This window comes from Streptomyces sp. enrichment culture, from assembly GCF_964272895.1.
In the GTDB taxonomy this organism is placed as follows: Bacteria; Actinomycetota; Actinomycetes; order Streptomycetales; family Streptomycetaceae; genus Streptomyces.
Genome location: NZ_OZ186832.1, coordinates 3,955,370 through 3,973,138, shown reverse-complemented (window position 1 = coordinate 3,973,138; position 17,769 = coordinate 3,955,370). Strand labels below are relative to the sequence as shown.

The 17,769-nt window shown below is 74.4% G+C and carries 18 protein-coding genes; 8 read left to right on the top strand and 10 right to left on the bottom strand.

Features of this window, described 5'->3' with window-relative positions:
• The first annotated feature begins 110 nt into the window (after nucleotides 1–110).
• Together ACSU6M_RS17950 and ACSU6M_RS17945 are read left to right on the top strand one after the other, a co-directional pair.
• The gene (locus ACSU6M_RS17950) at nucleotides 111–581 is read left to right on the top strand and encodes an FxLYD domain-containing protein (protein WP_437070758.1); all 471 of its coding nucleotides are present in this window, start codon (nucleotides 111–113) and stop codon (nucleotides 579–581) included.
• An 87-nt stretch (nucleotides 582–668) separates the two neighbouring features.
• Nucleotides 669–1,793 carry an aminopeptidase P family protein gene (locus ACSU6M_RS17945; RefSeq protein ID WP_437070757.1) on the top strand — a complete coding sequence of 375 codons (1,125 nt, stop codon included), beginning with the start codon at nucleotides 669–671 and terminating at the stop codon, nucleotides 1,791–1,793.
• A gap of 16 nt (nucleotides 1,794–1,809) precedes the next feature.
• Here the strand turns inward: ACSU6M_RS17945 and ACSU6M_RS17940 are convergent, their stop codons facing one another.
• A complete protein-coding gene (locus ACSU6M_RS17940; RefSeq protein WP_437070756.1) occupies nucleotides 1,810–2,457 on the bottom strand; it encodes a hypothetical protein in 648 nt (215 codons plus the stop codon).
• 222 nt (nucleotides 2,458–2,679) lie between these two features.
• Entirely contained in the window at nucleotides 2,680–3,642 is a 963-nt protein-coding gene (locus ACSU6M_RS17935; RefSeq protein ID WP_437070755.1) for a nucleoside hydrolase, read from the bottom strand.
• A 303-nt stretch (nucleotides 3,643–3,945) separates the two neighbouring features.
• On the opposite strand from ACSU6M_RS17935, the gene ACSU6M_RS17930 reads away from it, so the two are divergent.
• Complete coding sequence (locus ACSU6M_RS17930; RefSeq protein WP_437070754.1) at nucleotides 3,946–4,824, top strand: hypothetical protein; 879 nt, start codon at nucleotides 3,946–3,948, stop codon at nucleotides 4,822–4,824.
• Between the two features lie 16 nt (nucleotides 4,825–4,840).
• On the opposite strand, the gene ACSU6M_RS17925 is transcribed toward ACSU6M_RS17930, so the two are convergent.
• The 4 genes from ACSU6M_RS17925 to ACSU6M_RS17910 form a co-directional block, all read right to left on the bottom strand.
• The gene (locus ACSU6M_RS17925) at nucleotides 4,841–5,581 is read right to left on the bottom strand and encodes a GAF and ANTAR domain-containing protein (protein ID WP_437070753.1); all 741 of its coding nucleotides are present in this window, start codon (nucleotides 5,579–5,581) and stop codon (nucleotides 4,841–4,843) included.
• Between the two features lie 165 nt (nucleotides 5,582–5,746).
• Complete coding sequence (locus ACSU6M_RS17920) at nucleotides 5,747–6,565, bottom strand: TIGR03943 family putative permease subunit (RefSeq protein ID WP_437070752.1); 819 nt, start codon at nucleotides 6,563–6,565, stop codon at nucleotides 5,747–5,749.
• Nucleotides 6,562–7,566, bottom strand: a complete 1,005-nt coding sequence (locus ACSU6M_RS17915) for a permease (RefSeq protein WP_437070751.1) — start codon at nucleotides 7,564–7,566, stop codon at nucleotides 6,562–6,564. Before ACSU6M_RS17915 ends, ACSU6M_RS17920 begins: the two co-directional genes overlap by 4 nt.
• Before the next feature lie 28 nt (nucleotides 7,567–7,594).
• A complete protein-coding gene (locus ACSU6M_RS17910) occupies nucleotides 7,595–8,938 on the bottom strand; it encodes a helix-turn-helix domain-containing protein (RefSeq protein WP_437070750.1) in 1,344 nt (447 codons plus the stop codon).
• 150 nt (nucleotides 8,939–9,088) lie between these two features.
• Here ACSU6M_RS17910 and ACSU6M_RS17905 point away from each other — a divergent pair, with 150 nt between their 5' ends.
• From ACSU6M_RS17905 to ACSU6M_RS17895, 3 genes are all read left to right on the top strand, one after another.
• On the top strand, nucleotides 9,089–10,387 hold the full coding sequence (locus ACSU6M_RS17905; RefSeq protein WP_437070749.1) for a M64 family metallopeptidase: 1,299 nt from the start codon (nucleotides 9,089–9,091) through the stop codon (nucleotides 10,385–10,387).
• A gap of 117 nt (nucleotides 10,388–10,504) precedes the next feature.
• Nucleotides 10,505–10,684: a hypothetical protein gene (locus ACSU6M_RS17900; protein ID WP_437070748.1), complete on the top strand. Its 180-nt coding sequence runs from the start codon at nucleotides 10,505–10,507 to the stop codon at nucleotides 10,682–10,684.
• 56 nt (nucleotides 10,685–10,740) lie between these two features.
• Nucleotides 10,741–11,061 (top strand): DUF6401 family natural product biosynthesis protein, encoded by a 321-nt coding sequence (locus ACSU6M_RS17895; protein ID WP_437070747.1) that lies wholly within the window; start codon nucleotides 10,741–10,743, stop codon nucleotides 11,059–11,061.
• Nucleotides 11,062–11,083: 22 nt separating this feature from the next.
• Here the strand turns inward: ACSU6M_RS17895 and ACSU6M_RS17890 are convergent, their stop codons facing one another.
• Complete coding sequence (locus ACSU6M_RS17890; protein WP_437070746.1) at nucleotides 11,084–11,884, bottom strand: mechanosensitive ion channel family protein; 801 nt, start codon at nucleotides 11,882–11,884, stop codon at nucleotides 11,084–11,086.
• Between the two features lie 208 nt (nucleotides 11,885–12,092).
• Here ACSU6M_RS17890 and ACSU6M_RS17885 point away from each other — a divergent pair, with 208 nt between their 5' ends.
• Entirely contained in the window at nucleotides 12,093–14,063 is a 1,971-nt protein-coding gene (locus tag ACSU6M_RS17885; RefSeq protein WP_437070745.1) for a YncE family protein, read from the top strand.
• Here the strand turns inward: ACSU6M_RS17885 and ACSU6M_RS17880 are convergent.
• A complete protein-coding gene (locus ACSU6M_RS17880) occupies nucleotides 14,048–15,121 on the bottom strand; it encodes a hypothetical protein (RefSeq protein ID WP_437070744.1) in 1,074 nt (357 codons plus the stop codon). The genes ACSU6M_RS17885 and ACSU6M_RS17880 overlap by 16 nt on opposite strands.
• Nucleotides 15,122–15,211: 90 nt before the next feature.
• Complete coding sequence (locus ACSU6M_RS17875) at nucleotides 15,212–16,390, bottom strand: PP2C family protein-serine/threonine phosphatase (protein WP_437070743.1); 1,179 nt, start codon at nucleotides 16,388–16,390, stop codon at nucleotides 15,212–15,214.
• A gap of 124 nt (nucleotides 16,391–16,514) precedes the next feature.
• Between ACSU6M_RS17875 and ACSU6M_RS17870 the strand changes: the two genes are divergently transcribed.
• A complete protein-coding gene (locus ACSU6M_RS17870) occupies nucleotides 16,515–16,964 on the top strand; it encodes a hypothetical protein (RefSeq protein WP_437070742.1) in 450 nt (149 codons plus the stop codon).
• Between the two features lie 96 nt (nucleotides 16,965–17,060).
• Here the strand turns inward: ACSU6M_RS17870 and ACSU6M_RS17865 are convergent, their stop codons facing one another.
• The gene (locus tag ACSU6M_RS17865; protein ID WP_437070741.1) at nucleotides 17,061–17,630 is read right to left on the bottom strand and encodes an SH3 domain-containing protein; all 570 of its coding nucleotides are present in this window, start codon (nucleotides 17,628–17,630) and stop codon (nucleotides 17,061–17,063) included.
• Nucleotides 17,631–17,769: the final 139 nt, after the last annotated feature.

Here is a 17,769-nt window from a genome sequence, read left to right as displayed (position 1 = left end):
GGCATGAGGGGCGGGGCACCCGCGGGCGGGCGCCGTCCGGGTGTCTCCCGCATGCGGTCAGGGGTGCGGGGGCCTTCACTGGAGGGGACTCGCGCATCTGTGGAGGCGACATGTCGGGTTCTCCCCTCCGCCGGGCGGCGCTCGCCGTGCCGGCACTGCTCCTCGTGACGGTCCTGACCGGCTGCTCGGACGGCGACAGCCCGTCGGACGCGGTCCGCAAGGCCGCGTCGGCCGCCGGGAGGGCCACGGAGGCGTGGTCGTCGGCGACCGCGGAGGCCGGACGCAGGTTCGACGAGATCAAGGGCGGCGTGGACGCCAAGGACGCCGTGAAGCTGGGCACCCCGTCCGCCGGCGGTGACGGCCGGGCCACCGTCGAGGTGACCGTCCGCAACGACAGCGACTCGGCGAAGACCTTCGCCGTCCAGGTCGACTTCACCGACAAGGGCGGCAACCGCCTGGACGCGGTCGTGGTCACCGTGCCCGACGTGCCCGCCGGAGGGTCCGGGAAGGGCACCGCCCGCAGCAACCGCGACCTCGGCGGCGAGATCGGCGCCGAGGTGGGCCGGGCGGTGCGGTACTAGGCGGCGCGGTACCGGGGGGCGCGGCACCGGGAGGTGCCGTCGGTGTCCCGAGATGCCGCCCGCCCGGTGCCGTAGGACGCTGAGCCCATGACCGACACACCCGTGCCCTTCACCGAGCGGGACTACGCCGAGCGCATGGCCCGTGCGGCCCGGGAGGCGGCCGCCGTCGGGCTCAGCGGGCTGCTCGTCACGCCGGGCCCCGACATGGTGTGGCTGTGCGGCTACCAGCCGACCGCGTTCACCGAGCGGCTCACCCTGCTGGTCGTCACCCCCGACTCCGAGCCGCGCCTGCTGGTGCCCGCGCTGGAACGGCCGGACGCCGAGGCCGCGCCGGGTGCCGGGGCGCTGCGCACGACCGACTGGCGCGACGGCCAGGACCCGTACGCGGCCGCCGCCGGACTGCTGCGCCCGCACGGCCGCTACGGCGTCTCCGACTCGGCGTGGGCGCTGCATCTGCTGGGCCTGCAGGAGGCGCTGCCGCTGACCTCGTACCGGGCGCTGACCACGGCGCTGCCGATGCTGCGCGCGGTCAAGGACGAGCACGAGGTGGCCCGCCTCACGGTGGCGGCGGCGGCCGCGGACGCGACGTACGAGCAGATCCTGTCGGTGCGTTTCGCCGGGCGCCGCGAGACGGACGTGGCGGCCGACCTGACCCGGCTCCTGCTGGAACAGGGCCACAGCCAGGTCGACTTCACCGTCGTCGGCTCCGGCCCGAACGGCGCGAACCCGCACCACGAGGCGGGCGAGAGGGTCATCGAGGACGGCGACATGATCGTCCTCGACTTCGGCGGCCTCAAGGACGGCTACGGCTCGGACACCACCCGCACCGTCCACGTCGGCGAGCCCACCCGCGAGGAGACGCGCGTCCACGACATCGTCCGCGAGGCGCAGCAGGCCGCGTACGAGGCGGTACGGCCGGGCGTGGCCTGCCAGGTGATCGACCGGGTGGCCCGCGCGGTCATCGAGAAGGCCGGCTACGGCGACCACTTCATCCACCGCACCGGCCACGGCATCGGCGTCACCACCCACGAGCCGCCCTACATGGTCGAGGGCGAGGAGCAGCCCCTCGTCCCCGGCATGTGCTTCTCCGTCGAACCCGGCATCTACCTTCCGGGCCGCTTCGGCGTCCGCATCGAGGACATCGTCCTGTGCACGCAGGACGGCGGCCGCCGCCTGAACACCACCGACCGCGAGATGGCGCTGGTGAGCTGACCGGGCGCCCGCGGGCTCAGCGGCCCTCCGCGCGGGCCAGTTCCCGGCTGACCGCCGACTCGCCCTGGCCGAGGAGGGCTTCCTCCAGGCTCTGGTCGTCGCGCCGGGAGAAGCGTTCACCGCGGGCCACGTCCTGCTCGCCGAGGACCCGCCCGCACCATTCGCCGCGGCCGGCGACCCGGTCGTCGAAGGGCACGGCGGCGCCCTCGCCGAGGACGGCCCACGCGCCGTCGTGGCGGCGCACCCCGAGGAGGTAGGTGTGGCCGGTCTCCAGACGGGGCGCGTCGCCGGTGGTGCGCTCGGTGCGGTCGCCGGAGGCGCGGTGGATGTTCCAGCCGGGGGCGGTCAGGGTGAACTCCCGGCCGATCGCGCCGGCCGGGCGGTCCGCGCTCCACAGGACGCCGTCGGTGCGCAGGGTCACGAGGCGGTCGGTCTGGTAGCGCACCGCGCCCGTGGTGAACTCCTGGCGGTCCGACTCCTCCTCGCGGACCGGGGTCGCCACCACCACATGGTCGGCGTACGTCACCCAGTTCCGCGCCGTCTGGGACGGCCAGGGCTCGCTGCCGCCCCCGCAGCCGACCACCGTCTCCAGGCTGGACCAGCCGACCACCACGGCCCCCGCGACCGTGGCGAACGCGAGCGCCGCGGCGACCGGCCGCCCCACCCCCAGGCCACCGAAACGGCCTCCCGGTCCTCTCGCGCCTCGGCCGCTGAAGGGTGTTGTGCGCACGACTGCCAGGCCCCCGTATCCCTGGACGGAACCGGGAGACCCACCTGGCGACCCCGGCGGCAACGGCGTTGCCGGGAGGGAAGACGATCAAACGGCCGCTGCGGTTGAACCCGGCACCCCGGCCGCTCGGTTCCTGGGCCGGCCGGGCCGGGCGGCTCAGCCCTCGACCGTCGAGACGTACAGCTTGACGTAGCGGTCCACGTCGACGTCCAGGGCGACGTCGATCAGGGACCGCTCCCGGCCGCCGCCGTGGATCTCGGCCTCGCCGGGGCGGGGGCGGCGGTCGACGATGGTCTGGCCGCGGGTGGGGCCGGGGGCGAGCGAGACCTCGACGGGCAGGTGGCGGACGGTGAGCCCGGCGGGGTCGGCGACCGCGCAGACCGCGCCGGCGTCGCCGATGCCGCCCGCGGGGTCGTCGCCGTCCTCGTCGGGGGTGGCGGGGCGGTGGGAGAGCAGGTCGCCGGCGAGCCGGGCGCCCGCCTCGGCGCTCGCGCGCAGCCGGCGGACGTCCGGGCCCGGCACCAGGACCCGCTGGAAGACGTCGAGGCCGTACATGGTGATCGGCACGTCGGCGGTGAGCAGCATCGCGGCCGCCTCCGGGTCGTGCCAGACGTTGAACTCGGCGACGGGCGTGGCGTTTCCGCAGGCCACCGCCCCGCCCATGAACACGATCCGCTCGATGTTGCGGGTGACCTCGGGGTGGGTGCGCAGCAGCAGCGCGATGTTCGTCAGGGGCGCGGTCGGGACGAGGGTGACCGGGCGCGGGGAGGCGAGGATCTCGCGGCGCAGCAGCGTCACCGCGTCCACGTCCACCGGGGTGCGGGTGGGCGCGGGCAGCCGCAGGTCGCCCATCCCGTCCTCCCCGTGCACGTGCCGGGCCGCGCGGGGCGCCTCCAGCAGCGGGCGCTCGGCACCCCGTGCGACGGGGATCTCGGGCGCGCCGGCCAGCTCCAGCACGGTCAGGGTGTTGCGTACGACGCCGTCGACGTCGGTGTTCCCGGCGACACAGGTGACGGCCCGCAGATCGAGGCCGGGGTGCCGCACGGCGAACAGCAGCGCCAGGGCGTCGTCGACACCGGTGTCGCAGTCGATGATCACCGGGATGGGCTGACCGCTCACGACGGACTCCTCTCGCCGGGCCCGTGCCACCGGCGCCCCGCGGGCGCGGCGCTCCGGGCTCCCACGGCAGCGACATTACGCGGATTTCGGTCAGCCGCGCGCCGATGCCTCCGGCGGGTGCCGGCCGCAGGCACACCCGCCGTGGGCCCCGGCGAGCCGTCCCGACCCCGCGCCGCGGGCAACCAGCGAGCCGGGCACCCCGGCCGCCCGGACATCCCGGCACGTGGGCCGTCTCGCCGCGCCCTGACACCCCCTCACCCGGACGGACCGCAGAGCTGGTGGCGGGCGTGCCCCGGTGGTGCCGTGGAGCTACGTACGTACGCCGAAGTCCCCTCGGAGGCACCCCCGATGACCCGCCGCCCCGCAGCTTCCGGCGCGCCCCGTCCGCGCCGCGCATCCGCTCGCGTCCTGTTCGTCTCCGGCGTGTGCGCGGGCGCGCTGCTGGGGCTGAGCGGGTGCTCCGCGCTGGTGCTGGAGAAGGCCCCCGCCCCGGCCCCGTCCGCGGGCCACGCCTCCGCCGCCGCCCGGCCCTCCCCGTCCGCGCGGCCCAGCGCGCCCCCGTCGCCCGTCGCCGCGCCCGCGCTGACCGACGCCCAGGCGCAGGCGGCGCTGATCGGCGAGGCGGACCTCGGTGAGCCGTGGGCGGCGACACAGGGCGCGGCGACCTGGCGGGACGGTCTGCTGAAGGCGACGACGGCGCGGCCGGAGTGTGCGCGGCTGCTGGACGCGCTGTACACCGACCGGCTGCTCGGCGCCCCGGCCCGCGCGGTCGTCGGCCTGGACGACATCTGGGACCAGGCGCAGCTGCGCCACCAGGTCGTCGCGCGGCCCCCCGCGGAGGTGGACCGGGCGCTGGCGTGGCTGGCGTCCCTGCCGGGCCGGTGCGGCCGGTTCACGGCGGCGTCCGCGCACGCCGGCCCCCTGGACGTGACGGTCGACGACCTGGCACTGCCGGAGGCGGGGGACGCCCGTCAGGGGCTGCTGGTGACGGTGACGACCCGTGACCCCGACGAACCCGTCGTGCTCACCCTGCTGGCCGCCGCCGTCCGGGTCGGGGACGACGCGTTCACCGTCACCACCGGCGGTCTGGGCGACGTACCGCCCGAGGCCGTGGACGCGGCGGTGGACCTCGGCGCCCGCCGTCTGGCGGAGGTGCGCCGGCAGGGCCGCGTGCAGGTGTGAGCGCGGCCCGGCCCGGTCACAGCGCCAGGTCCGGCTCGAACCGCACCCGCCGGGCGACGATGTCCCGCGCCGCCTCCGGCACACTGCGGCCCCGCGCGAAGGCGTACGCCCGCAGCCGGGCCAGCGCCTCGTCCGCGGCGATGCGCAGCCGGGCCATGATCATGCCGACGGCCTGGTACACGCTGTCCTGTCCGGCCGCCCGCTCGCCGAGCCAGCTGGAGCGGGGGTCGGCGAGGTCCTCGTCCTCCTCGCCGGGCCGCAGGGTGGTCAGGGCGACCGTCACGACCTCGGCCAGCAGCCGGGCGGCGCGCAGATCACGGGCGCCGAGCGCGCCCGGGGTGTCGCGGTACAGGTCGAGGGTGCCGACGCAGCACGGCTCGCAGCCGAGCGGCATCGCGTAGAGGGCGCGCACCCCGGTGGCCGCCACGAGCGGCGCGAACACCGGCCAGCGGGCGGCGTCCGGCCCGTCCCGCAGATCGGCGGCGACGACCGGCGCACCGGTCTCGGCGGCGAGCAGCGAGGGTCCCTCGCCGAGGCCGGTCTGCAGGTCCATCACGCGTCCGGCCCGTTCACAGCTCGCGGCCAGCGGCATCGGCATCCCGTCGCCGCACAGCAGCACGCCCGCGCAGCTCACGGGCAGCAGCCCGACGGCCAGCTCGCACAAGTGGCCCATCAGCTCGTCGGGTCCGGCGCAGCGTAGGTCCTCGCCGGGCGGCTCGGCGGTCCGGGTCGGGTCCCGTTCGTCCTTGTGCCCCATGGCAGCCCCTCCTCGCCAGGTCACCGGTGACACCGGTCCTGGGGCTCACGGGCCGGTGTGTCGTAGAGGATCGGAGCAGGCTCCGGCTTCGTCGAGACCCGCTCGAGAACGCCCTCCGACTACCCGGCGAATCGGGGCGAAAACCCGAGCGGGCCGCCGCGGGCGCTATCGCTTCTCGTACGGGTTCGAGGGCGCGGCCACCCGCCTGACCGACGTGGCCTCCAGCACCGGCGGCCATGCCTCCTCGGAGCCGACGGCGCCCTCGGGCCGCCAGCTGCCGGTGACCGTCACCCAGGTGTCCTCGGGCGGTGCCGTCACGGCGGAGCGGATCTCGGCCCTGCCGCCCACGGCGTCGGCGGCGCAGCAGGAGACGAGGAGCCGGTTGACGTACCAGACGCCGTCCTCGCCGTGGGTGACGAAGCCGGTCAGCCGGACGGTACGGCCGCTCAGGGACCGCTCCTTGTCGTAGACGGCCCGCGACCCGAACTCGGCGATCCCGAGCTCCACCGGGTCCCCGGCCGGCAGCTCGGGGAAGGTCCCCACGCCGATCGCGGCCTCCCGCGCCGCCTCCCGCTCGGCGCTGTAGGACCCGAGGGCGGGCGGCGGGAACAGCAGCAGCGCGAGGGCGGGCAGCACCAGCAGCCAGGCGACTCGGGGCCCGGCGGGGCCGTGATCGTGCCCGTGGTCGTGGTCCCGCCCGTGGTCGTCGTCACCATGGCCGCGACCGTCACCGTCACCGTGGCCGCGCCCGTCACCGTCACCGTGGCCGCGCCCGTCACCGTCAACGCGGCCGTCACCGTCGCCGCCGTCCGCTCGTACGACCGCCGCGGCCGCCCCCAGCAGCACCAGCAGCACCCCCGACGCCACCAGATACGGCCGCAGCCCCGGCTGCACGTAGCGCAGGTACAGCTCGCTGAACAGGGCGATGCGCAGGACCGCCGCCCCGGTCACGAACAGCAGCACCGCCGGTCCGAACCGCCTCACAGCAGCCACCACCCCACGACCGCGCTGCTGGCGACGGCCACCACCCAGGTCACCGACGCGAACCGCACGGCGAAGGCCCGTCCGAAGGTGCCGGTCTGCAGGGCGATCAGCTTCAGGTCGACCATCGGGCCGACGACCATGAACGCGAGCCGCGCGGTGGGCGAGAACCCGCTGAGCGAGGCGGCGACGAAGGCGTCGGCCTCGCTGCACACGCACAGCAGCACGGCGAGCAGCGCCAGCAGCAGCACGGACAGCCACGACGAGTCCGTGAACACCTCCAGGAACTCCCGCGGCACCACGATCCCGAAGGTCGCCGCGGCCGCCGCGCCCACCACCAGGAAGCCCCCGGCGTGCAGGAAGTCGTGCTGGAGCCCGGCGACGAAGCCCCGCACCCCGGTCGCCCGCGCGGGCGATCGCCGCGGCAGCCGCAGCCACTCCTCCCGCCCGAAGCGCGCCCACAGCCAGCCCATCGCCACGGCCGCGCCCAACGAGGCGACGAGCCGGGCCAGCACCATGGCGGGCTGCCCGGGGAAGGCGACGGAGGTCGCCACCAGCACCACCGGGTTGATCGCGGGCGCGGACAGCAGGAAGGCCAGCGCCGCCGCGGGGGCCACCCCGCGCCGCATCAGGCTGCCGGCGACCGGCACGGACGCGCACTCGCAGCCCGGCAGCACCACCCCCGCAGCCCCCGCGACCGGCACGGCGAGCGCCGGACGGCGGGGCAGCAGCCGCCGGAACACCCGCTCGGGCACGAACGCGCCGATCGCCGCCGACACGACCGTGCCGAGCAGCAGAAAGGGCACGCCCTGCACGCAGATCGCGGTGAACACGGTCCACCAGGCGGCGACGGCCGGGGTGTAGAGGTCGAGGGCGACCAGCGGTCCGAGCACGGAGGCGACGACGGCGACGACGAGCAGCGCGGCACCGCCGACCACCGTCTGCACCAGCACGCGCGCACCGAGCCGCAGCCCGTCGGCCACTCCGGCCCGCTGATCCGCCATGAACGCCCCGCCCCTCGTCAGGGGCAGCTTAGAGGGGCGGCTGGGCGGGTGCCGGACCCAGCGTGGTCGTCCCCGGAGCGGTACGGTGCCCGAGCCCCGTCCGGTACGCGTCGAGGGCCGCCTCCACCCGTCCCGTGCGGCGCAGCAGGTCGCCGAGCAGCCGGCACAGATCGGCGAGGTCCCCGGCCGCGCCGGCCCGCTCCAGCAGGCTCAGGGCGCGGACGTAGTGCTCCTCGGCGGCCTCGGTGTCGCGGGCGTCCTCGGCGATGATCCCGAGCAGCCGGTGCGCGGCCGCGGAGTGCACGGCCCCGCGCTCCGGCGACAGGTCGCCGAGCACGCCGTGCAGCAGGGCCGCGGCCTCCTCGGACTTGCCGCGCCGGTGCAGGACGTCGGCCAGCTCGACGGCGACCTGGCTGCTGTAGAGGGCCGAGCGCTGGGAGGACAGCATGTCCTGCGCGGCCCGCAGTTCGCCCTCGGCGCGCTCCAGGTCGCCGTTCTGGGCGTACACATAGCCGCGCATCCAGTGGCAGTTGGCGAGTTCGGTACGGATCTTCAGCTGCCGGTACATTTCGGCGGCCTTGGCCAGGGAGGCGTCGGCCTCGGCGGTGCGGCCCTCGGCGAGCAGGGTGCGGGCGACGGACCGGTGCATCCGGGCGACCAGGGCGGGGTCGCCGGCCTGCGGGGCGAGGGCGAGGGCGAACTCGGCGGCCTGGGCGGCGCGGGCGTGCGCGCCCATGTCCATGTACGGGGCGATGACACCGGTGTAGAGCAGCAGCAGGGCGTCCGGGTCGTGCAGTCCGCCGCGGTTGAGCTCGTCGAGGGTGGACTCCAGCAGGTAGACGGCGTACCGCAGTTCACCGGCGAGGTAGTGGGAGACCGCGCGGCCGCGCAGGGCGGGGACGCGGGCGGGCAGCGGGGCGTCGGCCAGCGCGCGCTCGGCCCGCTCGAAGTGGCCGCGGGCGGCGACGATGTCCCCCGTGTCCAGCCCGCATTCGCCGAGTCCCAGCAGCGCGGTGGCCTGTTCCTCGACGAGCCCGTGCCGTTCGGCCTCGGCCAGCAGCTCGGCGTAGAGCCCGGCGGCCTCCTGCGCCTCCCCCATGGCCAGCGTGCGCTGTGCCCCGGTGAGCCTGAGCCGCAGGTCGGTCACCAGGCGGGCGGGGCGTCCGATGGCGAGCTCCTCGAACCCGACGCCGAGCCGCCGTGCGAGGTGGCGCAGTGCCTCGTCGGAGGGGCGGACCTTCCCGGCCTCCAGGGTGGAGATGTAGGCGGGGGTGTAGGCGGGTTCGGCCAACTGCCGCTGGGTCAGCCCGCGTTCGCGCCGCAGCCGCTGCACTCTCCGGCCGATGGTCTCGGGATCGTCCCGCTCAGGCATGCGCTTCATGATGCCAGCAAGTCCCCTCGTGGCCGGGCGGATCGACGATCAAGGGGCCAACTCCCCTGCGACTCTTGTGCGTTACTCCCAGGACCCCTAAGTTAAGCAGCCACTTAAGCACATTTAACTCATCGCTATCGAGAGGCTGCCGTGCCCATACGCACCCGGACCCGCCTGCTCACCTCCCTCGCCGCGGGCGTCGCCGCGGCGGGCGCCCTGATCGCGGCCGGTACCGCCGCCCCCGCCCAGGCGACACCACGCCCGCAGACCCACGAGGTCGAGTACTTCGCGGGCCCGCACGCCAAGCCCCGCCATGTGGAGGTGGAGGCCCGCGGCCACGGCCGCCCGTCGGCGTCCGCGACGACCGCCCCCGTCACGGCGTTCCAGCGCACGGGCCCGACCTCGGGCCGTCTGGACCTCGTGGTCATCGGCGACGGCTACACGGCCGACCAGCAAGGGGACTTCGCGGCCGACGCCCGCGAGAAGCTGGAGGCGATCTTCGCGATCGAGCCGTACCGCAGCTACCGGGGCCTGTTCAACATCTGGCTGGTGGAGGCGGCCTCCCCCGAGTCCGGTGTCACGGGCGACCCGACCGCCGACGTCGTCCGCGAGACCGCCCTCGGCTCCTTCTTCTTCTGCGACGGCATCGAGCGCCTGCTGTGCGTCGACCCGGACGCGGTCACCGCCCACGCGAACCGGGCGCCGGCCGCGGACATCGTCTTCGTGGTCGCCAACTCCGCCAAGTACGGCGGCGCGGGCTACACCTTCACCACCCCGCCGGACGGCGCGACGTACAAGGGCATCGCCACGATGTCCTCGGACAACGAACGCTCGTACCTGATCGGCGCCCATGAACTGGGCCACTCCATCGGCAACCTGGCGGACGAGTACCAGTACGCCGGCTACGGCGCCTACCCCGACCCGGAGACGGACGCGGTCAACCTCTCCGTCCGCCCCGACCTCGGCACCACCAAGTGGCACCGCTGGGTGGGCGAACAGGACCCGACGGGCTCCGCGGTGGGCACCTACGAGGGCGGCGGCTACTACGAGACGGGCATCTTCCGCCCGACCCAGACGTCCCTCATGCGCACCTTGGCGTCGACGGAGTTCAACCTCGTCGGGCGCGAGGCGATGATCGCCGGCTTCTACGCCCACGCGGACGCGCTGACCTCCAGGACCCCGACGGGCACCCCGGTCTCCCGAGGCACCCGCCTCACGGTCGACCTCGCCCCCGTCACCGGCCTCGCCGCACCGCGGATCACCTGGTACGCCGACGGCAAGCCCGTCGGACACGCCGCGGGCGACCTCTCCGTCACCCCGCGCGAACTCGGCATCCGGGGCGGCGGCGTCCACACGGTGACGGCGAGCGTGCGGGACGAGTCGGTGGCCCTGCGGGACCCCGCGGCCCGTTCCGCCGGCGCCAACGCGCTGACCTGGGTGGTCCGCTGAGACCTGCCGGAGGTCCGGGGCCCGGCCGCCCTTTCCCTCTTCCGGCCGGGCTCCGTGAGCCCCTAGGTTAGAAGCGAGTTAAGGGTGCTTAACCCATCGCTGTATTGCGAGGTTGCCGTGCTCGACCACCCCCTCACCCGTTACGGACGCGCCGTCGCCGCCGCGGTGCTCGCGGCGTCGGCCCTGATCACCGCGGCGAACGCCGTCCCGGCGAGAGCGGCGGCCACACCGCGGGACTGCGCGCCGGCCGAGCGGCCGCACCAGCGTCCGGCGCCCGACCCGCTCGCGCTGCCGTAACGGAAATCACGGCCCAGGGCGCTCTCCCCACCACTGGCACCGCTTACCGTGGAGAAATGTCCCCCTTGGCCGAGATCAGCAGCTCGTACGCACCGCGGTTCGCGGAGTTCGCGTTCGAGCCCGCCTTCACGGCCGCGGTGGACCAGCATGTGGCGGAGCTCAGGGAGCGGCTGGGCGTCGGCGGCCCGGAGCTGCACCCGCGCCCGCCCCACCCGGAGGACCTCGCCGACTACGCGCTCGGCTTCATGGACGCGCTGACGGAGATCGACTGGCGCGAACCCGTCGGCCACGACTACGCGGTGTGCCGCCTGACGGCCATCAGCTGGCTGGTCAGGCGGCACGACCTCATTCCTGAGCCTCGCGAGCCCGGGGACTGAGCACAGCCCCCGGGACACCGGGTCACATCTCCGGCGGCGGCATCTCCCCGCGTCGCATGTCCGTGCTGCCCATGTCCGTGCGCTCGCGCGCCGGCTGGTTGCGCAGGGCGTCCTCGCGGCCGGACTGGTAGGCGGACATCCCGCCGCGGGCCTGCGAGGTCTCGCGCTCGGCGGTGGTCAGCCACCGCTCCCAGCGCTGCCGCATCGGCATGACCATGCCGCCGCCGACGCCGACGACGACCACGCCGACGACCATGGCGAGGGCCGCGTAGAGGATCGGCCCGGTGATCGCGGTGGCGATGCCGGCCTGGCCGAGGGCGGCGATGACGCCGAGGACGATGATGCCGGCCCAGACGGCCGTGGCGACCGTACCGCCGTAGGAGACGGAGGACAGGGCGCTGCCGACGATGGACCGCACGGCGTTGGCGATGGCCATGGCGACGACCACGAGGACGACGGCGACGATGGCGCGCGGCAGCCAGGCGACGATGCCGTTGATCATCGAGCTGACCGGGTTGGGCCCGAAGACGCCGAGGGCGAGCTGGAGCGTGATCAGCATCAGGGCGTAGTACACGATCTTGCAGACGATGCCGGTCATGTCGTAGTCGGAGTCGCGCAGCATCCGGGACGTGCCCGCGCGTTCCGAGAGCCGCTCGGAGCCCACCTTCCGCAGCACCCGGTCCAGGACACGGGCGATCATCTTCGACACGAACCAGCCGATGGCCAGGATGACCAGGAACGCGACGAGTTTCGGTACGAACGTGGCGATCTTGGACCAGGCGTCGTTGAGACCCTGGGTGAAGTCGACGGCAAGGTGGGCCATGGCGGCACTTCCTTCGGTCGGAGGCAGAGGCTTCCCCCTCTTTCCGGGATATCAGCGGCGCGGCGGGGCAGCCCGGCAGGTACCCCCATCCGAGTGGTTGTCGGTGCCATGACCTACTCTTCGCTCATTCGCCACACGCGGCGCACAGGACACTCACATGCGGTCGCCGCGGGGCCCTACATCTTTCGTTCCGGGGGGTTCGAACAGCGTGCGCAGACGCACCCTCACCACCGCCACCGCACTGGCGGTCCTTCTCAGCTCGGCGACGCTCGCCGCCGTACCGGCGTCCGCCGACACCACCCGACCGCTGCCGGTCCGGGCGACCGGTGACATCGTCGTGGACGGCGTCCACCACCGGGTCTTCGTCAGCGACCCGGTCAACGGCAAGATCGTCGTCACGGACTACGCGGGCACCGTCGTCAAGCAGCTGTTCTCCCTGCCGGGAGTGACGGGGCTGGAGCTGTCCGCGGACTCGGCCACGCTGTACGCGGCCGTGAAGGACGCGGACGCGATCGTCGCCGTCGACACCGCGACCGGCACCGAGACCGCCCGCCACCCGGTCGGCGACGCCCCGCGGAGCGTCGCCCGGGCGGGCGGCAGGCTCTGGTTCGGGTACGGCGCCGCCGGGGCGGGCAACATCGGCTCGCTCGACCTGAGCGGCGAGCAGCCCGTCGTCACCCTCGACCAGGACCCGACCCGCCTGTGGTACAGCGCCCCGCTGCTGGACGCGGCACCCGGCGCGAACACGCTCGTGGCGGGCGGGGGCGAGAGCACGGCCGTCCTGGCGTCGTACGACGTCACCTCGGGGACCGCCACCCGGCTCGCGGCGACCTCCGAGTTCGGCAGCAACCTGGGCGACCTCCAGGTCACGCCCGACGGCCAGGACGTGGTGGTGGCCACCAGCTGGCCGTCCCAGCACCACAAGTTCAACGTCTTGGACCTCACGGCCGACGGCCGGTACGTCACGTCGGGCGGCGGCAACTCGGTCGCCATCGCCGCGGACGGCACGCTCGCCGCGGGCGCCAGCGCCTGGTACGACCCGGACATCTACGTCTACAAGCCGGGCAGCACCACCTCGGTGCGCGAGTACGACTTCCCGAACACCGGCATGGACAGCGGAGGGGACGATCTCCAGAGTTCCGGTCTGGCCTGGGCGCCCGGCGTCCCCCGCCTGTTCGCGATCGTCGCCAACGACCAGGGCCAGTACACCCTGCGCGTCCTGACCACCCCCACCCGCGCCACCACCGCCCTCACCGTCGACGCGCCGGCCACCGCCGCCCGCGCCAAGCGGCTCACCGTCAAGGGCACGGTCACCTCGCGGGTGAAGCTCCCGACGGGCGCCCAGCTCACGGTCACCCGTACCGACCTGGAGTCCCCGAACGGCAAGGCGCTCCAGCCGGTCACGGTCCGGTCCGACGGCACGTACTCCTTCACCGACGTCCCGCCCGCCGGCGGCAAGGTCCGCTACACGGTGCGCTACGCGGGCGACGCCGACCACACCGCCGCCTCCGCCTCGGACAGCGTCCAGGTCTCGCGGGCCACGCCGGTGCTGACGCTGACCAACAACCGCAAGGTGTACGCGTTCGGCGCCGACGTGCGGTTCACCGCGCACCTGGGGACCACGTACAAGAACCGCAAGGTGGAGATCTGGGCCGACCCGTTCGGCGGGGACAGGCCCAACCGGCTGGTGAAGTCCGGGGTGGTGAACTCCAGCGGCAATCTGTCCGTCGTCCTGGACCTGCGCCGGGACACCAAGGTGGTGGCCAAGTTCGCGGGCGACGCCCGCTACAAGCCGCGCACGGTGACCAGCACGGTCGGCACCCGGGTGAAGATCTCGACCGCCCTCAGCGGCCAGTACAAGAAGCAGTACACCTGGGGCCACACCTACCACTTCTTCAAGAAGACCCGGAACCCGCTGGTCACGACCGTGATGTCGCCCTACCCGGGCCGGTCCCAGAGGCTTGAGTTCCAGATCTACTACCAGGGCACGTGGTACGACGCGGGCAGCGAGTACTTCAAGCTGTCCTCCACCGGCGTCTCCAGGGTGGAGTTCCTCGGCCCGCACGAGGCCGGCTGGCGCTGGCGGGTGCGCTCGGTGTACCTGGAGGGCCCCGGCGCCGGTGACCGTGTGAACACCACGACCAACGGCGCCTGGAAGTACCTCTACTTCACCAGCTGATCGGACTCCAGGCGGCTCAGCCGCCCCCGCACGTCCTCCAGGGCGCCCTGCCGCCGGCCGGGCACCCTGGACCGCAACTCCACGAGCGCGGGCCCCAGTTCACGGGCCCGCGCTCGGTCGTCGATACGGCCCCACTGGTGGTGGGCGCGGTCCACGGCCGCCTCCACCGCGGGCTCGTCCGGTGCCTGACCGGCGGCGAGCCGGGCGGCGGCCACCGCCAGCCAGGTGCGGCAGCTGCGCACCGGCTCCCCGGCGAGCATCGCCAGATCCGCGCGGACCTCCTTCCAGTGCAGGGCCTCGGCGGACCCTGGCCCGTGCACCCGTGCGGCCGCCTCCTCCCACCGCGCGGCCAGCGCGTCCGCGTCGGCGTGCCGCCCGGCCTCCACGGCGGCGGTGAGCTCGGCGTGCGGGTCGGCGGCGGGGACCGGCGCGGGCGTGGTGACGACCAGGCCGGGGTCCTCCCGCTCCCCGGCCAACCGGGCCAGCGCCTGCTCGTGCAGCCGCTCCAGCGGCGGCCGGTGCCCGCTGCGCAGCACGGTCGCCACGGCCTTCATGTACGCCGGCCTGCCCACGGCCCGCCGCCCCGCGGGCGGCGCGATCCGCCCGTACAGCGCGATGCCGCGCCCGCAGTCCAGGGGCTCGGCGCGCAGCTGCTCCCAGGTGTCGGCGTCGGCGTGCAGATCGAGGACGAGGGCGGTGCTGCCCGGCGGGCGCAGCCGCAGCTCCTCACGGAACCAGTGCCAGGGGAAAGCGGTGTAGCGGACGGTCGCCGGGGTGGTGCGGGCGAGCGCCAGATGGGGCAGGCGCTGACGGCGGTCGAGCTGGAGCTGGCCGGTGACGAAGAGGGTCAGCGGGCCGGGGGCGGCGGCCGCCGCGCGCAGCCGGGTCAGTACGGCCTGCGGGTCCAGCGGGTCGGCGAGTTCGACGACGTTCGCGGTGTCCGTGCCGGCCAGCACGGCGGGCGCCACGGCCGCCAGTACGGGCAGTACGGCCGCCGCGTCCACCAGCCGCCCCCGCCCCACCGGCGAGGCCGCGAGCAGCAGCACGGTTCCGGGCATGGTCACCCCTCCCTGTCGATCACCTACCGCGCCCTCACGGTAACGGGTCGCCACGACAGCCGTCCGGGCCAGGGCCGGTCGTTCACGTCCCTAGGGGATCTGCCGTTGCCTTCGTACCGCGAACACCGTCGTGTCGTCGGCCAGGCGGCCGCCGCAGTGGCGCAGGGTGCCGTCGCGGACGAAGGCGACCAGGCGGTGCGGGTCGGCGGTGCGGGGGTCGGCGGCGACGGCGCGGGCCAGCTCGCCGGCGAGCGGGTAGAAGGCGCCCTGGTCGTCGCGGGCCTCGGTGACACCGTCGGTGGTCATCAGGAGGGTCTCGCCGGGCTCCAGGGGCACCCGCCGCGGACACGGGCGGCCGGCGGTCCCGGTGAGCTCGCCGAGGCCGAGGGGGAGGGCGTCGCCGGGCGGCAGGGCGCGGACGCCGTGCGGGCCGACGACGAGCGGCGGCTCATGACCGAAGACGATCACGTCGACGGCGTCCGGGGCGTCGACGGGGAAGCCCAGCAGCACGGCGGTGGCGAACCGGTCGCCGCCGTCGCTGCGGCCCAGCGCCGCGTAGTGGCCCCGGTGGCGCGTCATCCGGATCTCCAGGCGCTCGGCGACCGTGCCGAGGTCCGCCTCGTGGTAGCCCGCCTCCCGGAACGTGCCGAGCAGCGCGGCCGCCGTCTCCACCGCCGCGAGCCCCTTGCCCTGCACATCGCCGAGCAGCACGCGCGAGCCGTGCGGGCTCGGCTGGATGTCGTAGAAGTCCCCGCCGACCCGGGCGTCGGTGTCGGCGGCCAGATACACCGCCGCGTGCTCGATGCCCCCGAAGGCCGGCGGCAGCGGGCGCAGCACGGTGCGCCGGGTGGTCTCGGCGATGTCGTGCATCCGCAGGATGTGCCGCTCGTTGCGCACCCGCACCACACAGGCGAGGGTGGCGAGGATGCCACCGAGGGCGGCCAGCACGAGGTCGGCGGGCCCGGCGTCGTACTCGTTGGGCAGCGAGGCGTCGGCGACCAGATACACGGTCGGCGCGAGCACCGCGTACGCCGCCGTCCCCGCCACCCCGCAGATCGCGGCGGCGATCCCCGGCACCAGCACCACCCACGAGATCATCCGGAAGTCCGGCCCGGTCTCGTAGTCGGCGCCCACGACGGCCACCAGCAGCACCAGCGGCGGCGCCCAGGCCACGCTCCGCCCCCGCACCTTCAGCAACTGGTGCCGGTGCAGTACGTCCCGCCGCCCGGCGAGGGGATACCGATCGAGCAGCCGCTGCCCACCACGCACGCGCCCAGCGAAACACGGGCGGGCACACCGCGCACTCCGGCCCGCCCCCCACACCCTCCGCTTGCCTTCCCCCACCCCAAGGTGTGCCCTTGATTCCGGGGGCGAGGAAGAGAGGAGCACTCTCATGGCTCATGCCGCACCCGCACCGGGCAGACCCCGCCGGACCAGCCGTACCTCCACGACACCGGACCTCTTCAGCGAGCGGACCCACCGCATCGCGCGATGGGCCCTGCCCGTCGTCACCGGGCTGGTCTACGGCTACTGGGTCGCCGCCAACAACCGCTCCGGAGGCGAGATCACCGGCTGGAACCTGCTGCTCGGCTTCGCCAGCGCCGTCGTCTTCATGGCCCTGTGGATCGCCGTACGCGCGATCGCCCCGCTGATGAAACGCGAACTGCACGCCCTGCTGTGGGCGGCCTTCGCGGGCGCCGCCTTCGGCTTCCTGTACAGCCAGGCCGGCAACACCGCGCTGCGCTCGACAGGCATGGCCCTGGCGGTCGGGGCGACGGTCTTCGCGATCCTCTTCTACCGCTACTACACACACGAGGACGCGGAGGGACACCGCGTCTCCTGACCACAGCCGTGGCCCCCGGCGGCAACCCGCCGGGGACCGACAGCCGTGGTCCCCGGCGGTAACCCGCCGGGGACCACGTTTCCCTCATCCCTCCACTCACCAGACGACGGGGAGCCACTCCCAGCCGTCCGACGAGGCTCCGGACGCGCTCCAGCTCCAGGAGCCGGAGGCGCTCCACGACCCGGATCCGGAGACACTCCAGGACTCGCCGGAGGTGCCGCCGCCCATGAACGGGTCGTTCCAATTGCTCCAGTGGCCGTCCTTGAACTCCGGACAGGGATCGGCACAGGTCGGCACATGGTGCCGGTCGGTCCGGACGAAGGCCGCACTCGCCCAGCCCTGTGCGCCCTCAAGCCAGTACCAGTAGGGGTTGGCGTTGACGCTCTGCCCGATGACCTTGCACTTGACGCGGTCCTGGCTGCCCGGGGAGAGCCTGTCGACGACGGGTGAATGGGTGGTGGGCGCCTGCCGCACGTTGAGCGCGGTGTGGGAGACGACTGTGCCCCAGATCGGACCGTGGGATCCGCCGCCGCCATGACCGTCGCCCTTGGCGGCGGCATGGGTCGGTGGGGCCGCCGCTGCCACGGTGCCCGTCGCCGAGACGGCGAGGGTGCCACCCACGAGCAGGGCTGCGGTCAGGGTCCGCAGGGCCGGAGTGGTGCGCATGATCGGCCTCCTTTCCCCAAGCTCCAGGAAACACCCGTTCGGGTGAAGCCTCCACCGGAGCCCCGAACTCCCAGCTGGGGCGGGCTCCGAGGCACTCACGGCCACCCATGAAGATGCTTCTGGCATATGCCCCACCTCT